The sequence below is a fragment of the Streptomyces sp. NPDC050610 genome (assembly GCF_040654875.1).
Taxonomy (GTDB): domain Bacteria; phylum Actinomycetota; class Actinomycetes; order Streptomycetales; family Streptomycetaceae; genus Streptomyces.
In genome coordinates, this window is sequence record NZ_JBFAIV010000036.1 from 53,909 (window position 1) to 76,062 (window position 22,154).

General features: G+C 74.8%; 8 protein-coding genes. All 8 read left to right on the forward strand.

Annotated elements, in window-relative coordinates:
- Positions 1-431: 431 nt before the first annotated feature.
- Complete coding sequence (locus AB0I22_RS32575; protein ID WP_363134590.1) at positions 432-8,048, forward strand: amino acid adenylation domain-containing protein; 7,617 nt, start codon at positions 432-434, stop codon at positions 8,046-8,048.
- Positions 8,045-9,145, forward strand: coding sequence for a saccharopine dehydrogenase NADP-binding domain-containing protein (locus AB0I22_RS32580; protein ID WP_363134591.1), 1,101 nt, complete (start codon positions 8,045-8,047; stop codon positions 9,143-9,145). The genes AB0I22_RS32575 and AB0I22_RS32580 overlap by 4 nt, the downstream gene beginning before the upstream one ends.
- Positions 9,142-11,559, forward strand: a complete 2,418-nt coding sequence (locus AB0I22_RS32585) for a bifunctional Gfo/Idh/MocA family oxidoreductase/class I SAM-dependent methyltransferase (RefSeq protein WP_363134592.1) — start codon at positions 9,142-9,144, stop codon at positions 11,557-11,559. Before AB0I22_RS32580 ends, AB0I22_RS32585 begins: the two co-directional genes overlap by 4 nt.
- Positions 11,560-11,622: 63 nt before the next feature.
- Positions 11,623-12,336: a VOC family protein gene (locus AB0I22_RS32590; RefSeq protein WP_363134593.1), complete on the forward strand. Its 714-nt coding sequence runs from the start codon at positions 11,623-11,625 to the stop codon at positions 12,334-12,336.
- Positions 12,333-13,712 carry an FAD-binding oxidoreductase gene (locus AB0I22_RS32595; RefSeq protein WP_363134594.1) on the forward strand — a complete coding sequence of 460 codons (1,380 nt, stop codon included), beginning with the start codon at positions 12,333-12,335 and terminating at the stop codon, positions 13,710-13,712. Before AB0I22_RS32590 ends, AB0I22_RS32595 begins: the two co-directional genes overlap by 4 nt.
- Positions 13,709-19,192, forward strand: coding sequence for an amino acid adenylation domain-containing protein (locus AB0I22_RS32600; protein ID WP_363134595.1), 5,484 nt, complete (start codon positions 13,709-13,711; stop codon positions 19,190-19,192). The genes AB0I22_RS32595 and AB0I22_RS32600 overlap by 4 nt, the downstream gene beginning before the upstream one ends.
- Before the next feature lie 17 nt (positions 19,193-19,209).
- A complete protein-coding gene (locus tag AB0I22_RS32605) occupies positions 19,210-20,553 on the forward strand; it encodes a salicylate synthase (RefSeq protein WP_363134596.1) in 1,344 nt (447 codons plus the stop codon).
- A 2-nt stretch (positions 20,554-20,555) separates the two neighbouring features.
- Positions 20,556-22,154: an AMP-binding protein gene (locus tag AB0I22_RS32610; protein ID WP_363134597.1), complete on the forward strand. Its 1,599-nt coding sequence runs from the start codon at positions 20,556-20,558 to the stop codon at positions 22,152-22,154.

The following is a 22,154-nucleotide window of genomic DNA, read 5'->3' on the forward strand; positions in this document are numbered from 1 at the left end:
TCAGTATGTTCGGTAGGGTACGGATCTGGTCGAAGCAAGTCAACGCGGGGCGGGGGCCGGTCCCGGGGTCGCCCGGGATGCTGGTCGCCCCGGGCGTTTCACTCCCGTGCGGCCCTCGGCTCGCCGGTGGGCGGCTGTCGGTTCGCCGGCGCGAGCCCCATGGGCGGCCGGATGTATGTCCCGGGCGTCGGGACCCTCTCCGTGCCGCATTCGACCCATGGCCACGCGGGGCGTCTCGGTGGCGAAGCCGTCCTGCGGCGCTCACTCGACAGCCCCGAACGGCCTCGCGCCCTCCCGTCGCCGTCTCGGGGTGCCGGTGGGCGGGGGAGGGGGGTTTCAAGTTTTGAACATGATAATCATATCTAGTAATCTCCATATGCTTGCTGACATCCGGCCGTTGACCGGCCGTGTTTTGAGAGGGATGGATCCAGGTGCCCCAGGAACCCGCAGACGGACGATTCGACCTGCCCGCGGCCGTCGGTGAACTGCTCGACCTGCCCACCGGCCATATCGACGAGGACGCCCACCTCATCCAACTGGGGCTGGATTCCCTGGCGATGATGCGGCTCGCCGGCCGTTGTCGCCGCTCCGGCGCGGACATCGGTTTCGCCGACCTCATGGCCGAGCCCACGCTCGCGGCCTGGCGCCGCCTGCTGGAGGAGCGCGGTCAGGACGGCGCCGGCACGGACGTCCGGCCGGTGACGGCGGTCGACGAGTCCGAACCGTTCGACCTCGCGCTCATGCAGCACGCCTACTGGGCCGGCCGCAGCGAGGGCCAGCACCTGGGCGGCGTGGCCGCGCACTTCTACCACGAGTTCGACGGTCACGCGGTGGCTCCCGACCGCCTCGAAGCCGCGGTGCACGCGGTGCTCGGCCGGCACGGCATGCTGCGGGTGGCCGTCCTGGACGACGGCAGGCAGCGCGTCCTGCCCACGAGCCCCTGGCCCGGGCTGCGCGTCCACGACCTGCGCGACCTCGACGCCGGAGCGCGCGAACACCGCCTCGCGGAACTGCGCCGCGAGCTGTCCCACCGCGCTATGGACATCGCCGCCGGCGAGGTCTTCGACGTCCGGCTCTCCCTGCTGCCGGACGGCGCCACCCGGGTCCACGTCAACCTGGACATGGTGGCCGCCGACGCGCTGAGCCTGCGTGTCCTCCTCGCCGACCTCGCCCGCGCCTACGCGGATCCGGCCGGACCCCTGCCCGCGCTGGACTACAGCTTCCCCCGCTACCTCGCCGACCGCGCCGCCGCCGAGCGCACCCCCGAGCGCCGGGCCCGCGCGGCCGCCGACCGGGCCCACTGGCGGGAACGGCTGCCGCACCTGCCCAACGCCCCGCGACTGCCCACCCGGACCGGCGAGTCCGAGGCCACCACCGTCGTCCGGCGCCACCTCCACCTCGACGCCGAGCGCACCCGGCGCTTCGAGGAGAACGCCCGCCGGCACGGGCTGACCCCGGCCATGGCGCTCGCCGCCGTCTTCGCCGAGACGCTGGGCGCGTTCAGCGCCGAATCCGACTTCCTGCTCAACCTCCCTCTCTTCGACCGCGAACCGCTGCACGACGGCGTGAACGCCCTCGTCGGCGACTTCACCTCGTCACTGCTGCTCGCCTGGCACGGAGGCGAGGCGGGCACCTTCGCCGAGCGCGCCGCCCGCTTTCAGGAACGCTTCCACCAGGACGCCGCGCACAGCGGCTACTCCGGTGTCGAGGTACTGCGCGACGCCTCGCGGCTGCACGGCGAACGCATCCTCGCCCCCGTCGTCTACACCAGCGCCCTCGGTCTGGGGGAACTCTTCGCGGACGCCGTGCGGGAGAGCTTCGGCGAGGCGAGCTGGATCATCTCCCAGGGCCCGCAGGTCTGGCTCGACGCGCAGGTGACCGAGGTCGCCGGCGGACTTCTGGTGAACTGGGACGCCCGGGAGGACGCCTTCGAACCCGGCGTGCTGGACGCCATGTTCGGCGCCTACCGCGCACTCATCGACCGGCTGACCGACAACGCCCCGGCCTGGGGCGCACCGGTCCCCGCGCTGCTGCCCGCCGCCCAGATCGCCGTACGCGAGGGCATCAACAGGGCGGCCCTCGCCCAGGCGCCCGTTCCGGTACGGCTGCACGACGTCTTCTTCGCCCGCGCCGCCGGCCACCCCGGCGCCCCGGCTCTGCTGACGGCGGACGGCCCCGTCACCTACGGGGAACTCGCCCACCGAGCCCTCGCCCTCGCCGGCCGCCTCGACCAGCAGGGGGTCGAACCCGGCGACATCGTCGCCGTCACCCTGCCCACGGGGCCCGACCAGGTGACCGCCGTGCTCGCGGTCCTCGCCGTCGGAGCCGCCTACCTGCCCCTGGGCACCGGCCAGCCCGCCGCCCGGCGCGACCGCGTCCACGCCTCGGCCGGCGTGCGTACCGTCGTCGACCACGTCGGCGTACCGGCGGGAACCGCACCACTGGCCGGCCCCCGGCCGGGGACGCCCGACGACCTCGCCTACGTCATCTACACGTCCGGTTCCACCGGCGAACCCAAGGGCGTGGAGATCACGCACAAGGCCGCCGCGAACACCGTCACCGACCTGGGCGAACGTTTCGCCGTCGGCCCCTCGGACCGCACCCTGGCCGTCTCCGCCCTCGACTTCGACCTCTCCGTCCACGACCTGTTCGGCACCCTCGCGGCCGGCGGCGCGCTGGTCTGCCTCACCGAGGACACCCGCCGCGACGCCGCGGCCTGGGCGACCCTGGTACGCACCCACGGCGTCACCGTCGTCAACTGCGCGCCCGCCGTGCTCGACATGCTGCTGACGGCCGCCGCACCCGGCGACCTCGCCACGCTGCGGCTCGCCCTTCTCGGCGGCGACTGGGTACCCCTCACCCTGCCCGGCAAGGTACGCGAGGCCGCCCCCGGATGCCGTTTCGCGGCGCTCGGCGGCACCACCGAGACCGCCATCCACTCGACCCTCCGCGAGGTCGGCGACATCCCCGCCGGCTGGGTCTCCATCCCTTACGGAACCCCGCTGCGCGGCGTCGCCTGCCGCGTCGTCGACCCGCTCGGCCGGGACTGCCCCGACCAGGTGCCCGGCGAACTGTGGATCGGCGGGGCCGGTGTGGCACGCGGCTACCGCGGCGACGCCGCCCGCACCGCCGACCGCTTCCGCGAGCGGGACGGCACGCGCTGGTACCGCACCGGCGACCGCGCCCGCTACTGGTCCGACGGGACGCTGGAGTTCCTCGGCCGCGCCGACCACCAGGTCAAGATCCGCGGCCACCGCGTCGAACTCGGCGAGGTGGAAGCGGCCCTGGCCGCCGCGCCCGGCGTCGACCGGACCGTCGCCGTCGTCACCGGCACGGGCCGGCTGGCCGTCGCCGTGACCGGCGGTGCGGACACCGGCGGGCTGCGTGCCTTCGCCGCCGCGCGGCTCCCGTCGGTCATGGTCCCGGACCACGTCATCGCTCTCGACGGCATTCCCCTCACCCCCAACGGCAAGACCGACCGCGCGGCCCTGGCCCGCCTCGTCGCCCGGGAGGCCGGCGCCCCCGCCCGTACCACCACCCCGCCGCGCGGGGAGCACGAGCAGCGGATCGCCCGGGCCTGGGCCGACATCCTCGACAGAGGCGGCATCGGACGGGAGGACGACTTCTTCGCCCTCGGCGGCGACTCCCTGCTCGCCACCCGGCTCGTCGCCCGCCTGTGCGCCGAGGGCTACGGCGCGGTCCGGCTCGCCGACCTGTTCACCCGGCCCTCCCTCGCCGAATTCGCCGCCGCCCTGAGCCCGGCCGGCCCGCCCGACGGCCCCGGCGACCGGCCGGGCACGGTGCGGGCCGACCCCGCGCGCCGCCACGAGCCCTTCCCGCTCACCGACGTCCAGCGTGCCTACTGGCTCGGCCGCGGCGACGACTTCACCCTCGGCGGGATCGGCTGCCACTTCTACCGCGAGTACGACGTCGAAGACCTGGACACGGACCGGCTGGAGACCGCGCTCAACCAGTTGGTCCGGCGCCACGAGATGCTGCGTGTCGTCGTGGGCCCCGACGGCGAGCAGCGCATCCTGCCCGAGGTCCCCACCCTCGGCGTTGAGATCACCGACGCGGGGGACGACCCGCGGGCCGCCTTCGCCGCACTGCGCGAAACCGCCTCCCACCAGGTCTTCGACCCGGCCGTCTGGCCGCTGTTCGCGCTCCGGGGCGTCCGCCGCGGACGCACCACACGGCTCGCCGTCGGCATCGACAACATCGCCCTGGACGCCCTGAGCATCCTCACCCTGTACGCCGAACTCGCCCGCCTGTACGCCGACCCGGATGCCGCCCTCCCGCCGGTGGACGTGTCCTTTCGCGACTACGTGTGCGCCACCGCACCCGACCCGGAGGCGGTGGAGCGGGCCCGCGCCCACTGGACCGGACTCCTGACCGACCTGCCGCCGGCGCCCGCCCTGCCCCTCGCCAAGGACCCGGCCGCCGTCGGGCGCCCCCGGTTCAGCAGGCGGGAGTCCCGGATCGCCCCGGACCGCTGGCAGGCCCTCACCGAGCGGGCCCGCGAGCACGGACTCACCCCCTCCGGCGTGCTGCTGAGCGCCTTCGCCGAGATCCTCGGCCGCTTCAGCGCCCGGCCCGACCTGACGCTCAACCTCACCCTCTTCGACCGCCGCGACGTCCACCCGCACATCGGCCGCGTCCTCGGCGACTTCACCTCCCTGATGCTCGTCGCCTGCCGCCCCGAACCGGGCGACGACTGGCTCACTCGCGCCCGGCGCGTCCAGCGGGAGCTGTGGCGCTCCCTCGACCACCGCGAGGTCTCCGCCGTATGGGTGCTGCGGGAACTCGCCCGCCGTACCGGCACCCCCGAGACCGTCATGCCCGTCGTCTTCACCAGCGCCCTCGGCGTCGGCGGCGCCGCGGCCGGGGCGCCCTTCGACCGGTACGCGCACGGTGTGTCCCAGACGCCGCAGGTCTGGCTCGACCACCAGGTCACCGAGGACGCCGACGGCGTGTGCCTCAACTGGGACGCGGTGGACGAACTGTTCCCCACCGGCCTGCTCGACACGATGTTCGACGCCTATACGCGCCTCGTCGACGCCCTGGCCGTCACCGACTGGACCCGGCCCGTCGCCGACCCGCTGCCCACTGCCGTACGCGCCGCACGGGTCGCCGCCAACGACACCGGGGCCGGCGTGCCCGGCGTGCTGCACGCCCCATTCTTCCGCCGCGCCGCCGAACGTCCGGAGGCGACCGCGCTGCTGTGGGGCGAGGACGGCCGCACCACCTACGGCGAGCTGTCCACGCGCGCCCTGCGTCTCGCCGGCTCCCTCGCCGCACACGGCGTACGGCGCGGTGACACGGTCGCCATCGCCTTGCCCAAGGGCCCCGACCAGATCGCCGCGGTCCTCGGCGTCCTGGCGGCCGGTGCGCTCTACGTGCCCGTGGGCCTGGACCAGCCGCCGTCCCGGCGCGAGCGCATCCACCGGCTCTCGGGCGCGCGGGTGTGCGTCACCCTGCCTCAGGAGCCGGTCCCCGGGGGCATCACCGCCGTCACCGTCGACGAGGGCCCCGCACTCGGCGTCCCCGCCGCTCCCGCGCCGACCGGCCCGGACGACCTCGCCTACGTGATCTTCACGTCCGGTTCCACGGGCGAGCCCAAGGGCGTCGAGATCACCCACGGCGCGGCCTCGAACACGGTCACCGATGTCAACGAGCGGTTCGGTGTGGAGTCCGCGGACCGGGTGCTGGCGGTGTCGGCGCTCGACTTCGACCTGTCCGTGTACGACATCTTCGGACCGCTCACGGCCGGCGGCGCCCTCGTCCTCGTCGACGAGGGGGACCGCCGCTCCGCCGCGAGCTGGCTGGCCTCCGTACGCCGCCACCGCGCGACCGTGTGGAACAGCGTGCCCGCCCTGCTGGACATGCTGCTGACCGCCGCCGAGAACACCCGGCCGCCCGAGTCGCTGCGACTCGCACTGGTCTCCGGGGACTGGGTCGGCCTGGACCTGCCCGGCCGGCTGGCCGCGCAGAACCCGTGGTGCCGGCTGGTCGCCCTGGGCGGCGCCACCGAGGCGGCCATCTGGTCCAACGCGCACGAGATCACCGAGGTGGACCCCGCCTGGCGGTCCATCCCGTACGGGCGTCCGCTGCGCGGTCAGGTCTACCGCGTCGTCGACCCGTTCGGCCGGGACTGCCCCGACTGGGTGCCCGGCGAACTGTGGATCGGCGGGGCCGGTGTGGCGCGCGGCTACCGCGGCGACCCGGCCCGTACCGGGGAGCGGTTCCGCGAGGCGGACGGCGAACGCTGGTACCGGACCGGCGACCTGGGGCGCTACTGGCCCGACGGGACGCTGGAGTTCCTCGGCCGCGCCGACCACCAGGTCAAGATCCGCGGCCACCGCGTCGAACTCGGCGAGATCGAGGCGGCCCTGCGGGACGGCCCCGGCGTCGGCCGGGCGGTCGCCTGCGTGGCCGGCCAGGGCACGGCGCGGCGCCTCGTCGCCGCCGTCGTCCCCGCTCCCGGCCCGTCCCCGGCCCGTCTGAGCGTCACCCGTCCCGACGCCGCCACCCGCGACTTCAGGGACCGGGCGCGGGAGGCCGAGGCCATCGTTGCAGAAACGTTCCTGCGGCGACTGCTGCATCCGGCCGCCGTCGACGGGCCCCGTACCGCCGACGGGCCCCGTACCGCCGCCGAGTGGGCCGCCCGGCTCGCCATCGCCGACGAGCACCTGCCCGTTCTGCGGCTGTGGCTCGACTGGCTCACCGGCCGCGGGGTCCTGGTCCGCGACGGGGCCGCCTACGCGCAGGCGCCGGCGGACGGCTCCGCGCCGCCGCCGGCCGGGAAGCCCGCGCCGGGACCTGCCAAGGACTCCGCGACCCGCCAGGCCCCGGGGCACCGTGCCTACGGCGACCTGACCGCCCGCGCCGGCGAACGGCTCCTGGCCCGGCTCGACGACTACCGGGACATCCTCGCCGGGCGGGCGCTGCCCGCGCTGCTGCTCGACGACGACGTGCTCGCCCCCGACCGGCTGTCCGCCGCGGACCCCGGCAGCGACAAGGCGCTCGACGCCCTCGCGGCGCGTATCGCGGACCGCGCCGCCACACTCGGCCGGCCCGTCGAGATGGTCCAACTCGGCGCAGGCGACGGCACATCGGCCGAACGGCTGCTGGCCCGGCTCACCCCCGACCAGGTGCGCCACACCCTGACCGACACCGACCCGGAGCTCCTGGCACGTGCGGAGCAGCGCCTGTCCGCCCTTCCGCACCGGCCGGCCGTCCGCCGCCTGTCCGGCGTACTCGTGCCCGAGGAGATGCGCCACCGCTTCGACATCGTCCTGGCCGACCAGTACCTGCACCGCGGCGCCGACCCCGCCCAGGGGCCCGCGCTGGCCGGGGCCCTGGCCGGCCCGGGCGGTCTGCTCCTGGCCGTCGAACGGAGCGAACTCACGCCCGTCGCCCTGCTGACCGCCGCTCTGCTCGACGGCGGATACGCCTCCTTCGACCCCCGGCGCCGGGCCGCCGGCACCCCGGTACTCGCGCCGGACCGCTGGGCCGAACTCCTCGGCGCCGCCGGCTTCGAGGAGGTCGGGCACACCCCCGTGCCCGGCTCCTTCGCCGAGCTGATCGAGGCCGTACGCCCCGACGACGCCGTCGACCCGGACCCCGCCCGGCTGCGCGCCCTGGCCGCCGAGCGGCTGCCCGCGCACATGGCGCCCGAACCCATCGCGGTCCTCACCCGGCTCCCGCTCGGCGCCAACGGCAAACTCGACCGCACCGCACTGGCCGAACTCGTCGGCGCCACCGAAAAGAACGACCCCGACGAGCCGCCCCGAGGGGCGCTGGAGGAGTCCCTCGCCGCGCTGTGGACCGCCCTGCTCGGCGTGAGCGCCGTCGGCCGCCGGCAGAGCTTCTTCGCGCTCGGCGGCGACAGCCTCCTCGCGACGCGGTTCCTGGCCGCCGTCAAGCGTGAGTTCGACGCCGACCTGCCCCTGCGGGCCCTGTTCGCGGGCCCCACCCTCGAACAGGTCGCGGGCGCCGTCGCCGGCCTCCTGCCCGAGACCGGCGAGACCGAGGAGGGCGCGCTGTGATCGGTGTCATCGGCGGATACGGCGCGGTCGGCGCCGCCGCCGCACGGCTGCTCACCCAATGGGGTGCGGGACCCCTGCGGATCGCAGGACGCGACAGGGACCGGGCCGCGCGGCTCGCCGCCGAGCTGAACGGCCTTGGCCGGCCGGCGGCGGCCGAGCCCGCCGTGTGCGACGCCAACGACCCGGCGTCCCTCGCGGCCTTCGTCCACGGCTGCGACCTCGTGGTCCACTGCGCCGGCCCCTCGCACCGCACCTCGGCCCCGGTCGTCGCCGCCGCGCTCGCGGCCGGCGCCGATGTGGTCGACGCGGGCGGCGGCGCCGGGGCGGGGGCCCCCGCCGGGCGGACCGTGCTGTACGACGCGGGCGCCGTGCCCGGACTGACGGGGCTGCTGCCCCGGCACCTGGCCGCCGCGCACTTCGACGGCGCGCACACGCTCACCGCCCACACCGGTGTGCTGGACCGCTTCACCGACACCGGCGCCGACGACTACCTGCACGGAGTCCTCTCACCCGCCGCCCGGCCGCTGGCCGCCTGGCGGCAGGGCGCCCCCCGGCCCGGCGCCCTCACCCGGCGGACCGATCTGCACCTGCCCTTCCTCCCCCGTCCGGTGACCGCCCTCCCGTATCTGGACGCCGAGGCGGAAGGCGTCGCCCGCGATCTGTCGCTCGCCCACGGCGACTGGTACACCGCCGTCGACGGAGAGCACCTGGCCGCCGCCCTCGCCGCCGCCCGCACCGCACGGCGGGCCGACGCGGTGCGGGCACTGCGCCGGGCCACCGCGCTCGACACGGCGGGGCGCACTCCGTACACCACGCTGCTGGTCCAACTGGACGGCACGCGCGGCGGGCGGCCCGCCACCCGCACGGCCGTGCTGCGGGCGGGCCGTGTCGCCGAACTCACCGGGGCCGTCGCGGCGGTCGCCGCGCTCGCCGTCCGGCAGGGCGCGGTGCCGCCGGGTACGTACCGGGCCGACCAGGCACTGGACCCGGCCGCCGCCCTCGCCCGACTGACCACCCCGACCGCCCCCGTGTGCCGCCTCGATGTCCACCGGACGCCGATCGACGCACTCACCGCGGTCGAGGAAGGAGCGCTGTGAATCACACCGACACGACCGGGACTCCCGCCGCGCGGACGGGCCGGGCGCTGCGGACCGTGGTCTGCGGCACCACGTTCGGGCAGTTCTACCTGGCCGCACTGGCCGGTCTGACCGACGAGTTCGAGATCGCCGGTGTGCTCGCCGCCGGCAGCGACCGCTCGCTCGCCTGCGCCCGGCGCCACGGCGTCCCGCTCTACCGGGACGTCGCCGAACTGCCCGACGACATCGACCTGGCCTGCGTCGTGCTCCGCTCCGGCGTGCTGGGCGGTTCCGGCACCGAACTGGCCCAGCGGCTGCTGGAACGCGGCATCCACGTCGTCCAGGAACAGCCGGTGCACCACGACGACCTCGCCGCGTGCCTGCGCCTCGCGCGCCGGCACGCCGTGCACTACCGGTTCGGGAACCTCTACGTCCGGCTGCCCGAGGTCCGCCGTTTCACCGGGGCCGCCCGGCGCCTGGCGGCGCACGGGCCACTCGCCCACATCGACGCGGTCTGCGCCTCGCAGGTCGTCTTCCCGCTGCTGCACATCCTCGGCGAGGCACTCGGCTCCCCGCGGCCGTGGCGGATCCGCGCACTGGACGGGGGAGCCGGCCAGACCTCTTCGGACGGCCCCTTCGCCGTGCTCACCGGCAGCGTCGGCGGCACGCCGCTGACCCTGCGGGTGCACAACGAGGTCGACCCCGACGACCCGGACAGCCACCTTCATCTGCTGCACCGGATCACCCTCAGCGCGGAGGGCGGCAGCCTCACCCTGACCGACCCGCACGGCCCGGTGCTCTTCAGCCCCCGGCTGCACGTTCCCAAGGCGGTCCGGGACCGCTTCGACTTCGAGGCCGAGGGAACCGGACACCTCGCCGAGCCGAGCACCACCGTGCTGGGCCCGGCCCGCCCCCGCGACTACCGCACCCTGCTGCGCGACCAGTGGACGGCCGCCATCGGCGAGGACCTGGGGGACCTGAGCGCCACGATCCGCGGCACGGGCGGCAACGCCCGGCGGAACGACCAGTACCACCTGTCGCTGGCCCGCATGTGGCAGGACGTCACCAAGGAACTCGGCTACCCCGTCCTGCGCCCCGGCCGCACCCACCGGCCGCTGACCGCGGCGCGGCTGACCGCCCCGGCCGAGGAGCGCCCGGCCGGCTCAGGGACCACCCGGGCGGGGGCGGACACGCCTGCCGGCGGCGGACCGGCGCCCCGGCCCGGGGAGCGGGCCGGCGCCCCCGCCGGGACGGCGTCCACCGGTGAGCCGGACGCCGCAGACCTCGCCGTGCTCGTACGCGCGGGGGCCGACGCGGCCGACCGGCACGTCGGGCCCGTCGAGCGCGACGCGTCCGAGACCTTCGTCCGGCTGCTGGACGACGCCGTCCTCGGCTCCATGCTCGCTGCGCTCCAGCAGTGCGGCGCCCTGCGCGACCAGGACGGCGCCCGGTCCCCCGAGGAGATCCTGCACACCGTCGGCGTCGCCCCCCGCCACCGGTCCCTGATCCGGCGCTGGCTGGGCGTGCTCACCGCACACGGCAGGATCACGGCGGACGGGGACCTGCTGCGCGGCACCCCGCCGGTGGACGCGGAGACCGTCGCGCGGGCCTGGGACGCCGCCACGGACCTCTGGTCACGCGCCCTGGGCTCCCGCACCTTCGTCGACTACCTGCGCTCCAACGCCGACTGTCTGCCCCGCCTGATGCGCGACGAACAGCAGGCCGCGCTCCTGCTGTTCCCCGAGGGCCGTACCGACGTGGCGGACGCCGTCTACCGTGACACCGTCACCGCGCGGTGGCTCAACACCGCCGTCGCCGCCGTGCTGCGCTCCCTCGCGGCCCGCCACGGACCGGACCGCCCGCTGCGCGTCGTCGAGGTCGGCGCCGGCACCGGGGCGACGACCGACGCCGTGGCCGCCGCGCTGGCGCAGGACCGGCCGGACACGGGGACCCCCGCCGTCGACTACCTGGTCACCGACGTCTCCTACTTCTTCGTCGCCGAGGCCGAACGGCGCCACACCGGCCGCCCCTTCATCCGCCACGGTCTCTACGACATCGACCGCGCCCCGGCCGAGCAGGGGCTCACGCCGGGCAGCGCCGACGCCGTCGTGGCGGCCGGTGTCCTCAACAACGCCCGCGACACCGACGCCACCCTCCGGCATCTGGCGGACCTGCTCGTGCCCGGCGGCGTCCTGCTGGCCACCGAACCGACCCGGGAACACCTGGAGATCATGGCCTCTCAGGCATTCATGATGACCGAGGCGCAGGACGTACGGCGTGCCTCCCGCACCACGTTCCTCTCCCGCGAGCACTGGACCACCGCCCTGAGCGGCGCGGGCTTCGCCCCGGTCGTCACCGCACCGGGCGAGGACCACGCCCTCGCCCCGCTCGGGCAGCGCCTGTTCGCCGCCGTGGCGCCGCCGCGCCGCACCTGAGCACCGCCGGCCCACCGGCGCCGAAAGACCACCCGCCATGCCACCACCCGAGGGGAACCCACCGTGCTGCGATGCAGCCATGTCTTGTGCAAAGTCGACGATGTCGGAGCTGTCGTGCGGGACTACGAAGCGCTCGGCTTCACCGTCGTGTACGGCAGCGCCCCCGAGCGCGCGCACAACGCCCTGCTCTGGTTCGAGGAGGGCCCGTTCATCGAGTTCTTCCAACTACCTTCCGCGTTCCGCCTGTTGAGATGGCCGATGGCCGCCGTCAACGGCCGCGCGGCGGGGGAGCGGCTGACCCGCTGGGCCCGCCGCGGAGAGGGCTGGCGCGACCTCGCCCTGGAGACCGACGACACCGCCCTCGCCGGAGTCCACACGACCCTGCGCGACGGGGGCGTGCGCGTGTCCCGCGTCATGAACGGGCGCCGCAAGCCCCCCGACGGCGCCCTCGTGCGCTACCAGTTCCTCGCCACCCGCCCGGCGGAACTCCCCTTCGCCGTCTCCTCCTACGACCCGCCGCAGCGGCCCGCCACGGTGCGCCATCCCAACGGTGCCCGCCGCATCGGCCGGGTGCGCTACGGGGTGTCCGACCGCGACCGCGCGGCCTTCGACCGGCTCGCCGTACACCTCGATCCGGGCGGTCCGCTCATCGTCGAGCCTGCCCCCGCCACCGGAGTCCTCGCTGTCGGGATCGACGGGCTCACCGGGCCGTTGGACCCCGGCAGGACGCACGGCGCCGTCCTGAGCGCACCGGCCCGGGAGGGCGAGGAGGGATGACGGCACTCGACGGATTCCGCGGCCGGCTCCTGACCCCGGGCACGACCGGCTACGACCGGGCCCGCCGCGTCCGCAACGCGCGCGCCGACCACCGCCCCGCCCTGATCGCCCGCTGCACCGACCCGGACGACGTGCCGGCCGTACTCGCCCACGCCCGACGGCACGGCCTGCCCGTCGCCGTGCGCGGCGGCGGCGCCAACGTGGCCGGGTGGGGCACCTGCGACGGCGGCGCGGTCATCGACCTCGGCGGCATGAAACACCTCGACGTCGACCCGCTCGCCCGCACCGCCGTCGCCGGACCCGGCCTCACCTGGGGCGAGTTCGACGACATCACCCAGCAGTCCGGGCTGGCCGTACCCGGCCCGCGCAACCCCGACGTCGGCATCGCCGGCCACACCCTCGGCGGCGGAGTGGGAGACCTGTCCCGCCAGTACGGCCTCACCAGCGACAACGTCACCTTCTTCGAGCTGGTGACCGCCGACGGGCGCCAGGTGCGCGCCGACGCCGACACCCACCCCGACCTGTTCTGGGCACTGCGCGGGGGCGGCGGCAACTTCGGCGTCGTCACCCGCTTCGGATACCGGCTCCACCCCGTGGACGGCGTCGTCGCCGGCCCTCTCGTCCACCCCGCAGACCAGGCGCGCGCCGCCCTGCGCACCGCCCGTGACTGGCTCGCCGAAGCCCCCGACGCCGCCTCCCTCGTCACCCTGGTCTGGACGGCCCCTCCACTGCCGTTCATCCCCACCGACCTGCACTTCGAGCGCTGCGTCGTACTGATCCCGAGCTGGTTCGGCCCCGCCGACGAGGCGGACGAGGTGCTGGCGCCCCTGCGCCAGGGCCCGGTCCGCCCGGCCGCCGACGGCGTCACCCGCCTCGCCTACACCGCGTACCAGCGCCTGCTGCCCTCGCCCCCGGACGCGGACCGGCAGCACGTCTACAACCGGGGCGAACTCCTCCCCGAACTGACCGACCACACCATCGACCTGCTCATCGACCACTGGGAGGCGGGCGGGCCGAACTTCTCCGCCGTCGTCGGCGCCCTGGGCGGAGCCATCTCACGGGCCCCGGCCGGCCCCACGGCGTTCGCCCACCGCGACGCCCGCTGGTTCGTGGAACTGTGCGCCCAGTGGTACGGCGACGCGGACAGCGCCGACCACATCCGCCCTGCGCGCAGCGCCTGGCAGGCCCTCCAGCCCGCCTCCCGCGGGCCCTACGTCAACCTGCTGCCCGACCCCGAGGACCAGTGGGTGCGCGCCGCCTACGGCGAGCCCGGCCACGCACGCCTGCGGCGCGTCAAGGCCGACTGGGACCCCGGCAACCTCTTCCGATTCAACGCCAACATCCCGCCGGCCACGGCGAAGGAGTCCGACCGATGACGATCCCCACCTCACACCCGGCAGAACTGATGGCCGGCCTGCGGCAGTCCGGCGTACACCTGTGGGAGGAGGACGGCTCCCTGCGCTACCGCGCGCCCAAGGGCGTCCTGTCCGCCGAGCGGTTGCGGGAACTCAAGAAGCACAAGGACGCGGTGCTGGAGTGTCTGCGTGCCGAGGCCCGCGCGGCCCACCTGGTCGCCGACCCGGACGCCCGCCATGAACCGTTCCCGCTCACCGACGTCCAGTCCGCCTACCTCCTCGGCCGCAACGAGGCATTCGGCTACGGCGGCGTCGCCTGCCACGTCTACATCGAGGTCAACTACCCCGACCTCGACGCCGAGCGCACCGAAGAGGCATGGAACCGCCTCGTGGCCCGGCACGACATGCTCCGCGCCGTCATCGACCCCACCGGACACCAGCGGGTGCTCCCCGAGACGCCCAGGCTCCGCGTCCCCGCCGAGCGCGCCGAGCGCGAGCGGGACGCGGAGCCGCTGCTGCGCCGCGCCCGCGACGAGATGGGCCACCGCGTCTACGACACCCTGGCCTGGCCCCTGTTCGACGTCCGTCTCACCCGCACCCCCTCCCGCGCCGTCCTCCACCTGTCCATGGACTTCCTGCTCGCCGACTGGGCCAGCATCTGGCTGCTGCTCGGTGAGTTCGAGAAGCTCCACGCCGACCCCGGCGCCGCACTGCCCCCGATCGACATCGGCTTCCGCGACTACCTCCTCGCCGAACGGGCGCTGCGCGACTCACCGGCCCATGAACGGGACCGCGCCTACTGGCTGGACCGCGTCGACGACCTCCCGCCCGCCCCCGACCTTCCGCTCGCCGCGCCCCCCGAGGCCACCGGGGCCCCCGGGCGCTTCACCCGCCGGTTCACGCGGCTCGGCGCACAGGACTGGGAGAACTTCAAGGAACGCGCACGGGCCCGTGACCTGACCCCGTCCTCGGCCGTGCTGGCCGCCTACGCCGCCGTGCTCGCCCGCTGGAGCTCCAGCCCCCGGTTCACGCTCAACCTCACCGTCCTCAACCGGCTGCCGCTGCACGAGCACATCGGCCGGGTCGTCGGCGACTTCACCACGGTCAGCCTGCTCGCCGTGGAACCCGAAGAGGGCGCGTCGCTGTCCGCGCGGACCCGCGCCCTGTCCGCCCGGCTCTTCGACGACCTCGACCACCGCCTCTGCTCCGGCGTGGAGGTGCTGCGCGAACTGGCCCGCCGCCGCGGACGCGAGGCGGCCCTGATGCCCATCGTCTTCACCAGCGCCATCGGCCTCGGCGACGACGGCGACGGCGGCCGGGCCGAGGGCCGCCTCGACGGAGCGGGCGTCACCCAGACTCCGCAGGTGTTCATCGACTGCCAGGCCATGGACGACGCCGACGGGCTCCAGGTCAACTGGGACGTCCGCGAGGGGGTCTTCCCGGACGGCATGGCGGACGACATGTTCGGCGCCTTCGAGGCGTACCTGCGGGCCCTCGCCGGCCGTGACGAGCTCTGGGACGGCGAGGAGCCGGCAGCGCTGCCCGCCTGGCAGTCCGAGGAGCGCCGGCGCGCCAACGACACCGCCGCGCCCCTGCCGGACGGCCTGCTGCACCAGGAGGTGTTCGCCCGCGCCGCCGAGGAACCCGACCGCACCGCCGTGATCGCCCCCGGTGTGCGGCTGAGCTACGGCGACCTCGCGGGCCGGGCCGCCGCCGTGGCCGAACGGCTGCGCGCCGACGGCTGCCGGGCCGGCGACCACGTCGCGATCGTCATGGACAAGGGCCCCGACCAGATCGCCGCCGTCCTCGGCGCCCTGCTGGCCGGCGCCGTTTATCTCCCGATGGACACCGACCAGCCGCCGCTGCGCCGGGCGGCCATGCTCGACGGCGCGGGGGTCCGCCACCTCCTGACCCAGTCCTGGACCACCGCCGCCGGGGACAGCGCCGGCGCCGTCGCGAGCGCCGCCCGGAGGGTCATCGCGGTGGACACCCTGGCGCCCGCGCAGGCGCCCACCGCCCCGATCACCGGCCCGGACCCCGACGCCCCCGCCTACGTCATCCACACCTCCGGCTCCACCGGACTGCCCAAGGGCGTCGTCATCAGCCACCGCGCCGCCCTCAACACCCTCGCCGACATCGGCCGCCGCTTCGGCACGACCGGCGACGACCGCGTCCTCGGCCTGGCCGCCCTCGGCTTCGACCTGTCCGTGTACGACATCTTCGGCCCGCTCTCCGCGGGCGGCGCCCTCGTACTGCCCGAACCCGAACGCCGTACCGACCCCTCCCACTGGGCCGAACTGATCGAGGCACACGGCATCACCCTGTGGAACTCGGTACCCGCCCTGATGGGCATGCTCGCCGCATACCTGGAGTCCGGGCCCGGCCACGACCTGTCCACGCTCCGCCTGGCGCTGCTCTCCGGCGACTGGGTGCCCGTCACCCTCCCCGACACGCTGGCCGCCCTGCTGCCGAAACTGCGCACCGTGGCCCTCGGGGGCGCGACCGAGGCGTCCATCTGGTCGAACTACCATGTATGTGACGGAAGTTACGCGGGCCGCCGCAGCGTCCCGTACGGTCTGCCGCTCGCCAACCAGGGATTCCGTGTCCTCGACGCCGAATCACGGGACCGGCCGGTGTGGGTCCCGGGGGAGCTGTACATCAGCGGCGACGGCCTCGCCCAGGGATACCTGGGCGACCCGGAGGCCACCGCCCACCGCTTCCTGACCCACCCCGCCGGCGGACAACGCCTGTACCGCACCGGTGACCTGGGCCGCTACCTGCCCGGCGGCGAGATCGAGTTCCTCGGCCGGCAGGACACCCAGGTCAAGGTCCGCGGCCACCGCATCGAACTGGGCGAGATCGAGACCGCTCTCCAGGAGCACCCCGCCGTCGCCGCGGCTGCCGCCGTGGTCGACGGCCAGGGCGCCGGCCGGGCGCTCTTCGCCGCCGTGGAGCCCGCCCGCACGGCCGCCGTCCCCGCTCTACCGGCCGCGGGGGTCGCCGCTGCCGCCGAAGCCGCCGTGCCGCGCCTCGGGCACGACGAGATGACAGCCCACGTGGACGCCTTCGACGACGCCGTCCTGGCCGCCATGGCCGGCGCCCTCGGCGAGCTCGGCCTGCTGCCCTCGCCCGCCGGGCTCCCCACGGCCGAGGATCTCGAACGGGCCGGCGTCGAGCCGCGCCACCACTGGCTGGTGCGCCGCTGGCTCGACGTCCTGGCCGCCCAGGACATCGGGGCGCCCGAGGCGTCCACAGCCGCCGCACTCTGGGAACGAGCCGAGAAGGCATGGAGTGAGCAGGTCGCCTCGCGTGACGTCCTGACCTATGTCCGCAGCCACACCGACCGCCTGCCCGACCTGCTCACCGGCCGCCAGGACCCTGTCCAACTCCTCTTCCCCGACGGCGACTTCCACACCGCCCACGCTCTCTACCGGCGCAACGCCGCGGCCCGCTACCTCAACCGCGCCGTCGGGACCCTGCTCGTACAGGCTGCGGACGCCCACCCTGAGGAGCGTTCGCTGCGCGTCCTGGAGGTCGGCGCCGGCACCGGCGGCACCACCGAGGAAGCCCTCGAAGCCCTGTCCGCCCGCGACGGCACCTACCACTTCACGGATGCCGCCGCCTTCTTCCTGCCGGAAGCGCGCCGCCGCTTCGGCGACCGCGACCGCCCGAAGCCGACCTTCGGCGTCTTCGACGTCGACACCGACCACCGGGCCCAGGGCCTCGCACCGAACGGGTACGACATCGTGCTCGCCGCCGGTGTGCTGGAGAACGCCCGCGACATCCGGGCCGCCCTGCGCCGGCTGCTCGAACTCACCGCCCCCGGCGGACTGCTGGTCTTCACCGAGCCCACCCGCGAGCACCCCTGGATCCTCGCCTCGCAGGCGTTCATGATGACCGAACCCGAGGACGACCGCGCTCTCGGCGGCACCTCCTACCTCGACCGCGACCAGTGGCTCGGCCTGCTGCGCGACGGGGGCGTGCACGACGTGCTCACCCTGCCCGGCGACGACCACCCGCTCGCCGCGCAGCACCTCCACCTGTTCGCCGCCCGGATCAAGGGCGACCGGACCCCGGTCACCGAGACCGAACTGGCCGCCTTCCTGCGCGACCGCCTGCCCGCCCCCATGATCCCCACCCAGATCCAGGTGGCCGACGCGCTGCCGCTCACCGCCAACGGCAAGGTCGACCGCAAGACACTCGCCGGCTGGCGCACCGCCCCGGCGGACACCGGCACGGCGACCACGGCGGGGGAGGACGAAGGCGCCGACGCACTGGAGACCCGGCTGATCGCCCTGTGGTCCGAGGCCCTGCCCCGAGGCGGCGTCGGCCGCACCGGCAACTTCTACGACCACGGCGCCGACTCCCTCATCATGGCGCGCATGGCCGGCCGCCTGCGCGAGGAGGTCCCGGAGGCGGCCGGTGTCCCCTTCGACACCCTGCTGCGCCACCTCCTCAACCACCCCGCCGTCGCAGCCCTCGCCGCGTTCCTGCGCGAGCGGGACGGGCGGTGGACGGACGAGGCGGTGCCGCAGGCCCGACGGGCTCCGGGCAGCAGGGCGGCCCTGGTGCCCTTCAGCACCACGGGCGACGGCCCGCTGCGGGTGATGTTCCACGCCGGACTCGGCACCATGGACTGCTACCGCCCGCTGGCGGCGCGCCTGGTCGCCCAGGATCTCGGGCCCGTCCTCGGCGTCGTCATCGACGACACCGAGCACTACCTGCGACAGGACCCGGCCACCGTCGTCGAACGCGCCGCCGACGACTACGCCGAACGTCTCCTGGCCGAGGGCCGCGACCGGGTCCAGCTCATCGGCTACTGCCTGGGCGGCCTCTACGCCACCGAGGTCGCCCGACGCCTGGACGAGCGCGGCGTGATCATCGAGGACCTCGTCCTGATCAGCAGCCACCCCGTCGTCGTCGACGTCGAGGACGACCTGATGACCGAGATCCTCTTCGTCCCCAACCTGCACATCTCCCTCGCCGACACCGGCTACGGCGACCCGGGGAGCGACACCGTCGTCCGCGGGTTCATGCACGTCGTCGAGGCCAACGGAGGCAAGGTGCCGCACGGCGCGCTCTCCGAGGTCGGCGGCGACCTCGAACTCGACCGCGCCGGAGCCTTCTTCCGTCACCTGGCCTCCCACACCCGCGACGAGCGGTTCGCCGCGTACGCCCGCGCCGCCACCGCGGCCGGCGGCCAGGACGTGCCGCCGGAGATGGTCGCGGCCATGTTCGCCGTCTTCCGGCAGAGCTTCCTCAGCGCCCGCGTCCACCTGGACCCGTACGCCGGGGACATGCGCTTCCTGCTGCCGGGCGGCGCGTCCGGCTTCGCCCCCGGCATGGACGACACCACCCTCGCCTTCTGGCGGGACGTGTGCCTGGACGACCTGCCCGTCACCGTCGTCGACGGCAACCACTTCAGCTGCATCGAGGAACCGAACGTGGCCCGCGTGGCCGACCTCGTGGCCGCACCGCTGCGCACCCCGCGCCACGGCTGACCCAGGAGAACCCACCCATGACCGAACAGCACCACCACACCTCTGTCGAAGGTCCTCTCGACCCCCTCGCCGCCGCCACCTGCGTCGCCGCCTCGGGACTGCTGGGCGACTACGTCGTCTACGAACAGGAGGGCACCTGGCACATAGCGGGCGACGCCCGCGCCGAGATCCTCGTCGACGCCCGCGGCGTACGCACCCGCGGCACCGGTACGGCCGAGACCACCAGCCCCCTGACCGGCAACCCCTGGCGGGCCATCCGCTCCGCCCTCGACCGGATCGGGCCCGGGGAGTGGAACGCGTACGGCTGGCTCGCGTTCGAACTCGGGGACGGCGGCCTCCACGAGGCATCGTCCCTCCCCCCTGACGCGCCCGGCGCGGACACCCTCCTGGGACACCTGATCGTTCCGGCGACCGAGCTGACCCTCACGCCCCGGGGCGCCACCATCCGCTCGGCCGACCCCGCGGTCATCGGCCGCGTCGCCAAACTCCTCGACGCCGCACCCTGGAAGGACGAGCGGTCACCGGCCCCCGCGCCCGTCGACGTCCACACCCCGCACACCGAGTACCACGACCACGTCTCCCGCGCCGTCACCGAGATCGCCGCCGGCCGCCTGGAGAAGGTCATCCTGTCGCGCACCGTCACCGTGCCGTTCGGGGTGGACATGCCCGCCACGTACCTCGCCGGACGGCGGGCCAACACGCCCGCACGCTCCTTCCTGCTCGACCTCGACGGCCTCCAGACGGCCGGGTTCAGCCCCGAGACGGTCATCGAGGCACCGGGCGACGGCACCGCCTCCACCCAGCCGCTGGCCGGCACCCGCGCGCTGACCGGCGACGCCGACACCGACGCGGTCCTGCGCGCGGAACTGCACCGCGATCCCAAGGAGGTGCACGAGCACGCCATGTCCGTCAGGCTCGCCGTGGAGGAACTGACCCGCATCGGGGCGCCGGACACCACCCGCGTCACGGAGTTCCTCACCGTCAAACCGCGCGGCAGCGTCCAGCACCTCGCCTCCCGCGTCGTCACCGACCTCGCCCCGGACCACTCCGGATGGGACGCCCTGGGCGCGGTCTTCCCGCCGGTCACCGCGTCCGGCATCCCCAAGCAGGCCGCGCGGCGGCTCATCCGGGAGCTGGAGAGCGAGCGGCGCGGCCCCTACGCGGGCGCCGTCCTGCGCGCCTCCAGCGACGGCACCCTCGACGCGGCCCTGGTGCTGCGCGCGGTCTACCAGCGAGGCGGCCGGGCCTGGCTGCGGGCCGGGGCCGGTGTGATCGGCGCCTCGCGCCCCGCCCGCGAGTACGAGGAGACCTGCGAGAAGCTCCGCAGCGTCGCACCCCACGTCGTCCCGAGGGAGGTCTGACCATGCCCGACGATTTCATTCCCTGGCCCGCCGAGTACGCCGAGCGCTACCGCGCCCGCGGACACTGGCGCGGCCGTACCCTCGGCTCCCTGCTGCGCGACCGGGCAGCCGCCACGCCCGATGCGCTCGCCCTCGTGGACGAGAGCCGGCGATGGACGTACCACGAACTCGACGTACGCGCCGACCGGCTGGCGGCAGGACTGCACGACCTCGGCATAGCCCGCGGCGACCGCGTGGTGGTACATCTGCCGAACACGGCCGAGTTCGTCGAACTCTCCTTCGCCCTCTTCCGGCTGGGCGCCGTACCGGTGATGGCCCTGCCCGCGCACCGGGAGGCGGAGATCGCCAACCTGCTCGCGGTGTCCGAGGCCGTCGCCTACGTCGTCCCGGACACCCATCTCGGCTTCGACGCGCGTACGCTCGCCCGCGCGGTACGCGACGGCGCCCCGCGTCTGCGGCACGTCATCGTGGCCGGCGAGGCGCAGGAATTCACCCCGCTGGCGTCGCTGCCCACCGGGCCGCTGCCGCTGCCCCCCGGTCCCGATCCGTCGGACGTGGCCGTCCTGCTGCTGTCCGGCGGCACCACCGGGACCCCCAAACTGATCCCCCGCACCCACGACGACTACGCGTACAACGCCACCGCGAGCGCCGCCGTCGCCGGGGTGACCGCGCGGACGCGGTACCTCACCGTACTGCCGGCAGCACACAACTTCCCGCTGGCCTGCCCCGGCATGCTGGGCGTAGTCGACGCGGGCGGAACCGTCGTCATGTGCCCCAACCCCAGCCCCGACGCCGCGTTCGGGCTCATCGCGCGCGAACGCGTCACCATGACCTCGCTCGTTCCCTCCCTGGTCCTGCTGTGGCTCGAAGCCCTCGAATGGGCCGAGGAGGATGTGTCCAGCCTGCGCCTCCTCCAGGTCGGCGGGTCCCGGCTGAAGGCCGAAGCCGCGGCGCGCGTCACCCCGGAACTGGGCTGCCGGCTTCAGCAGGTCTTCGGCATGGGGGAGGGCCTGCTGTGCTTCACGGCCCTTGACGACCCCGAGGCACTGGTCCTCGACACGCAGGGCCGCCCGCTCAGCCCGGACGACGAGATCCGCGTCGTCGGCCCCGACGACGCGGACGTGCCGGACGGCGACACCGGCGAACTGCTGGCCCGCGGCCCCTACACCATGCGCGGCTACTACCGGGCCGAGGAGCACAACGCCCGTGTCTTCACCCCGGACGGCTTCTTCCGCACCGGCGACCTGGCGCGGCGCCTGCCGTCCGGGCACCTGGTAGTGGAGGGACGCCTGAAGGACGTCATCAACCGGGGCGGCGAGAAGGTTCCCGTCGAGGAGGTGGAGAACCACCTGCTGACCCATCCGGCGGTCTACGACGCCGTACTGGTCGGACTGGCCGACACGCACCTGGGCGAGCGCTCCTGCGCCTGCGTCGTACCCCGCGGAGCACCGCCCACCCGAGCCGACCTGAACGCCCACCTGACCGGGCGCGGCCTTGCCGCTTTCAAACTGCCGGACGAGATAAGGGTGCTGCGCGACTTCCCGCGCACCGCTCTCGGCAAGATCGACAAGGCGGCGGTGATCCGCGGCCTCGCGACCTGA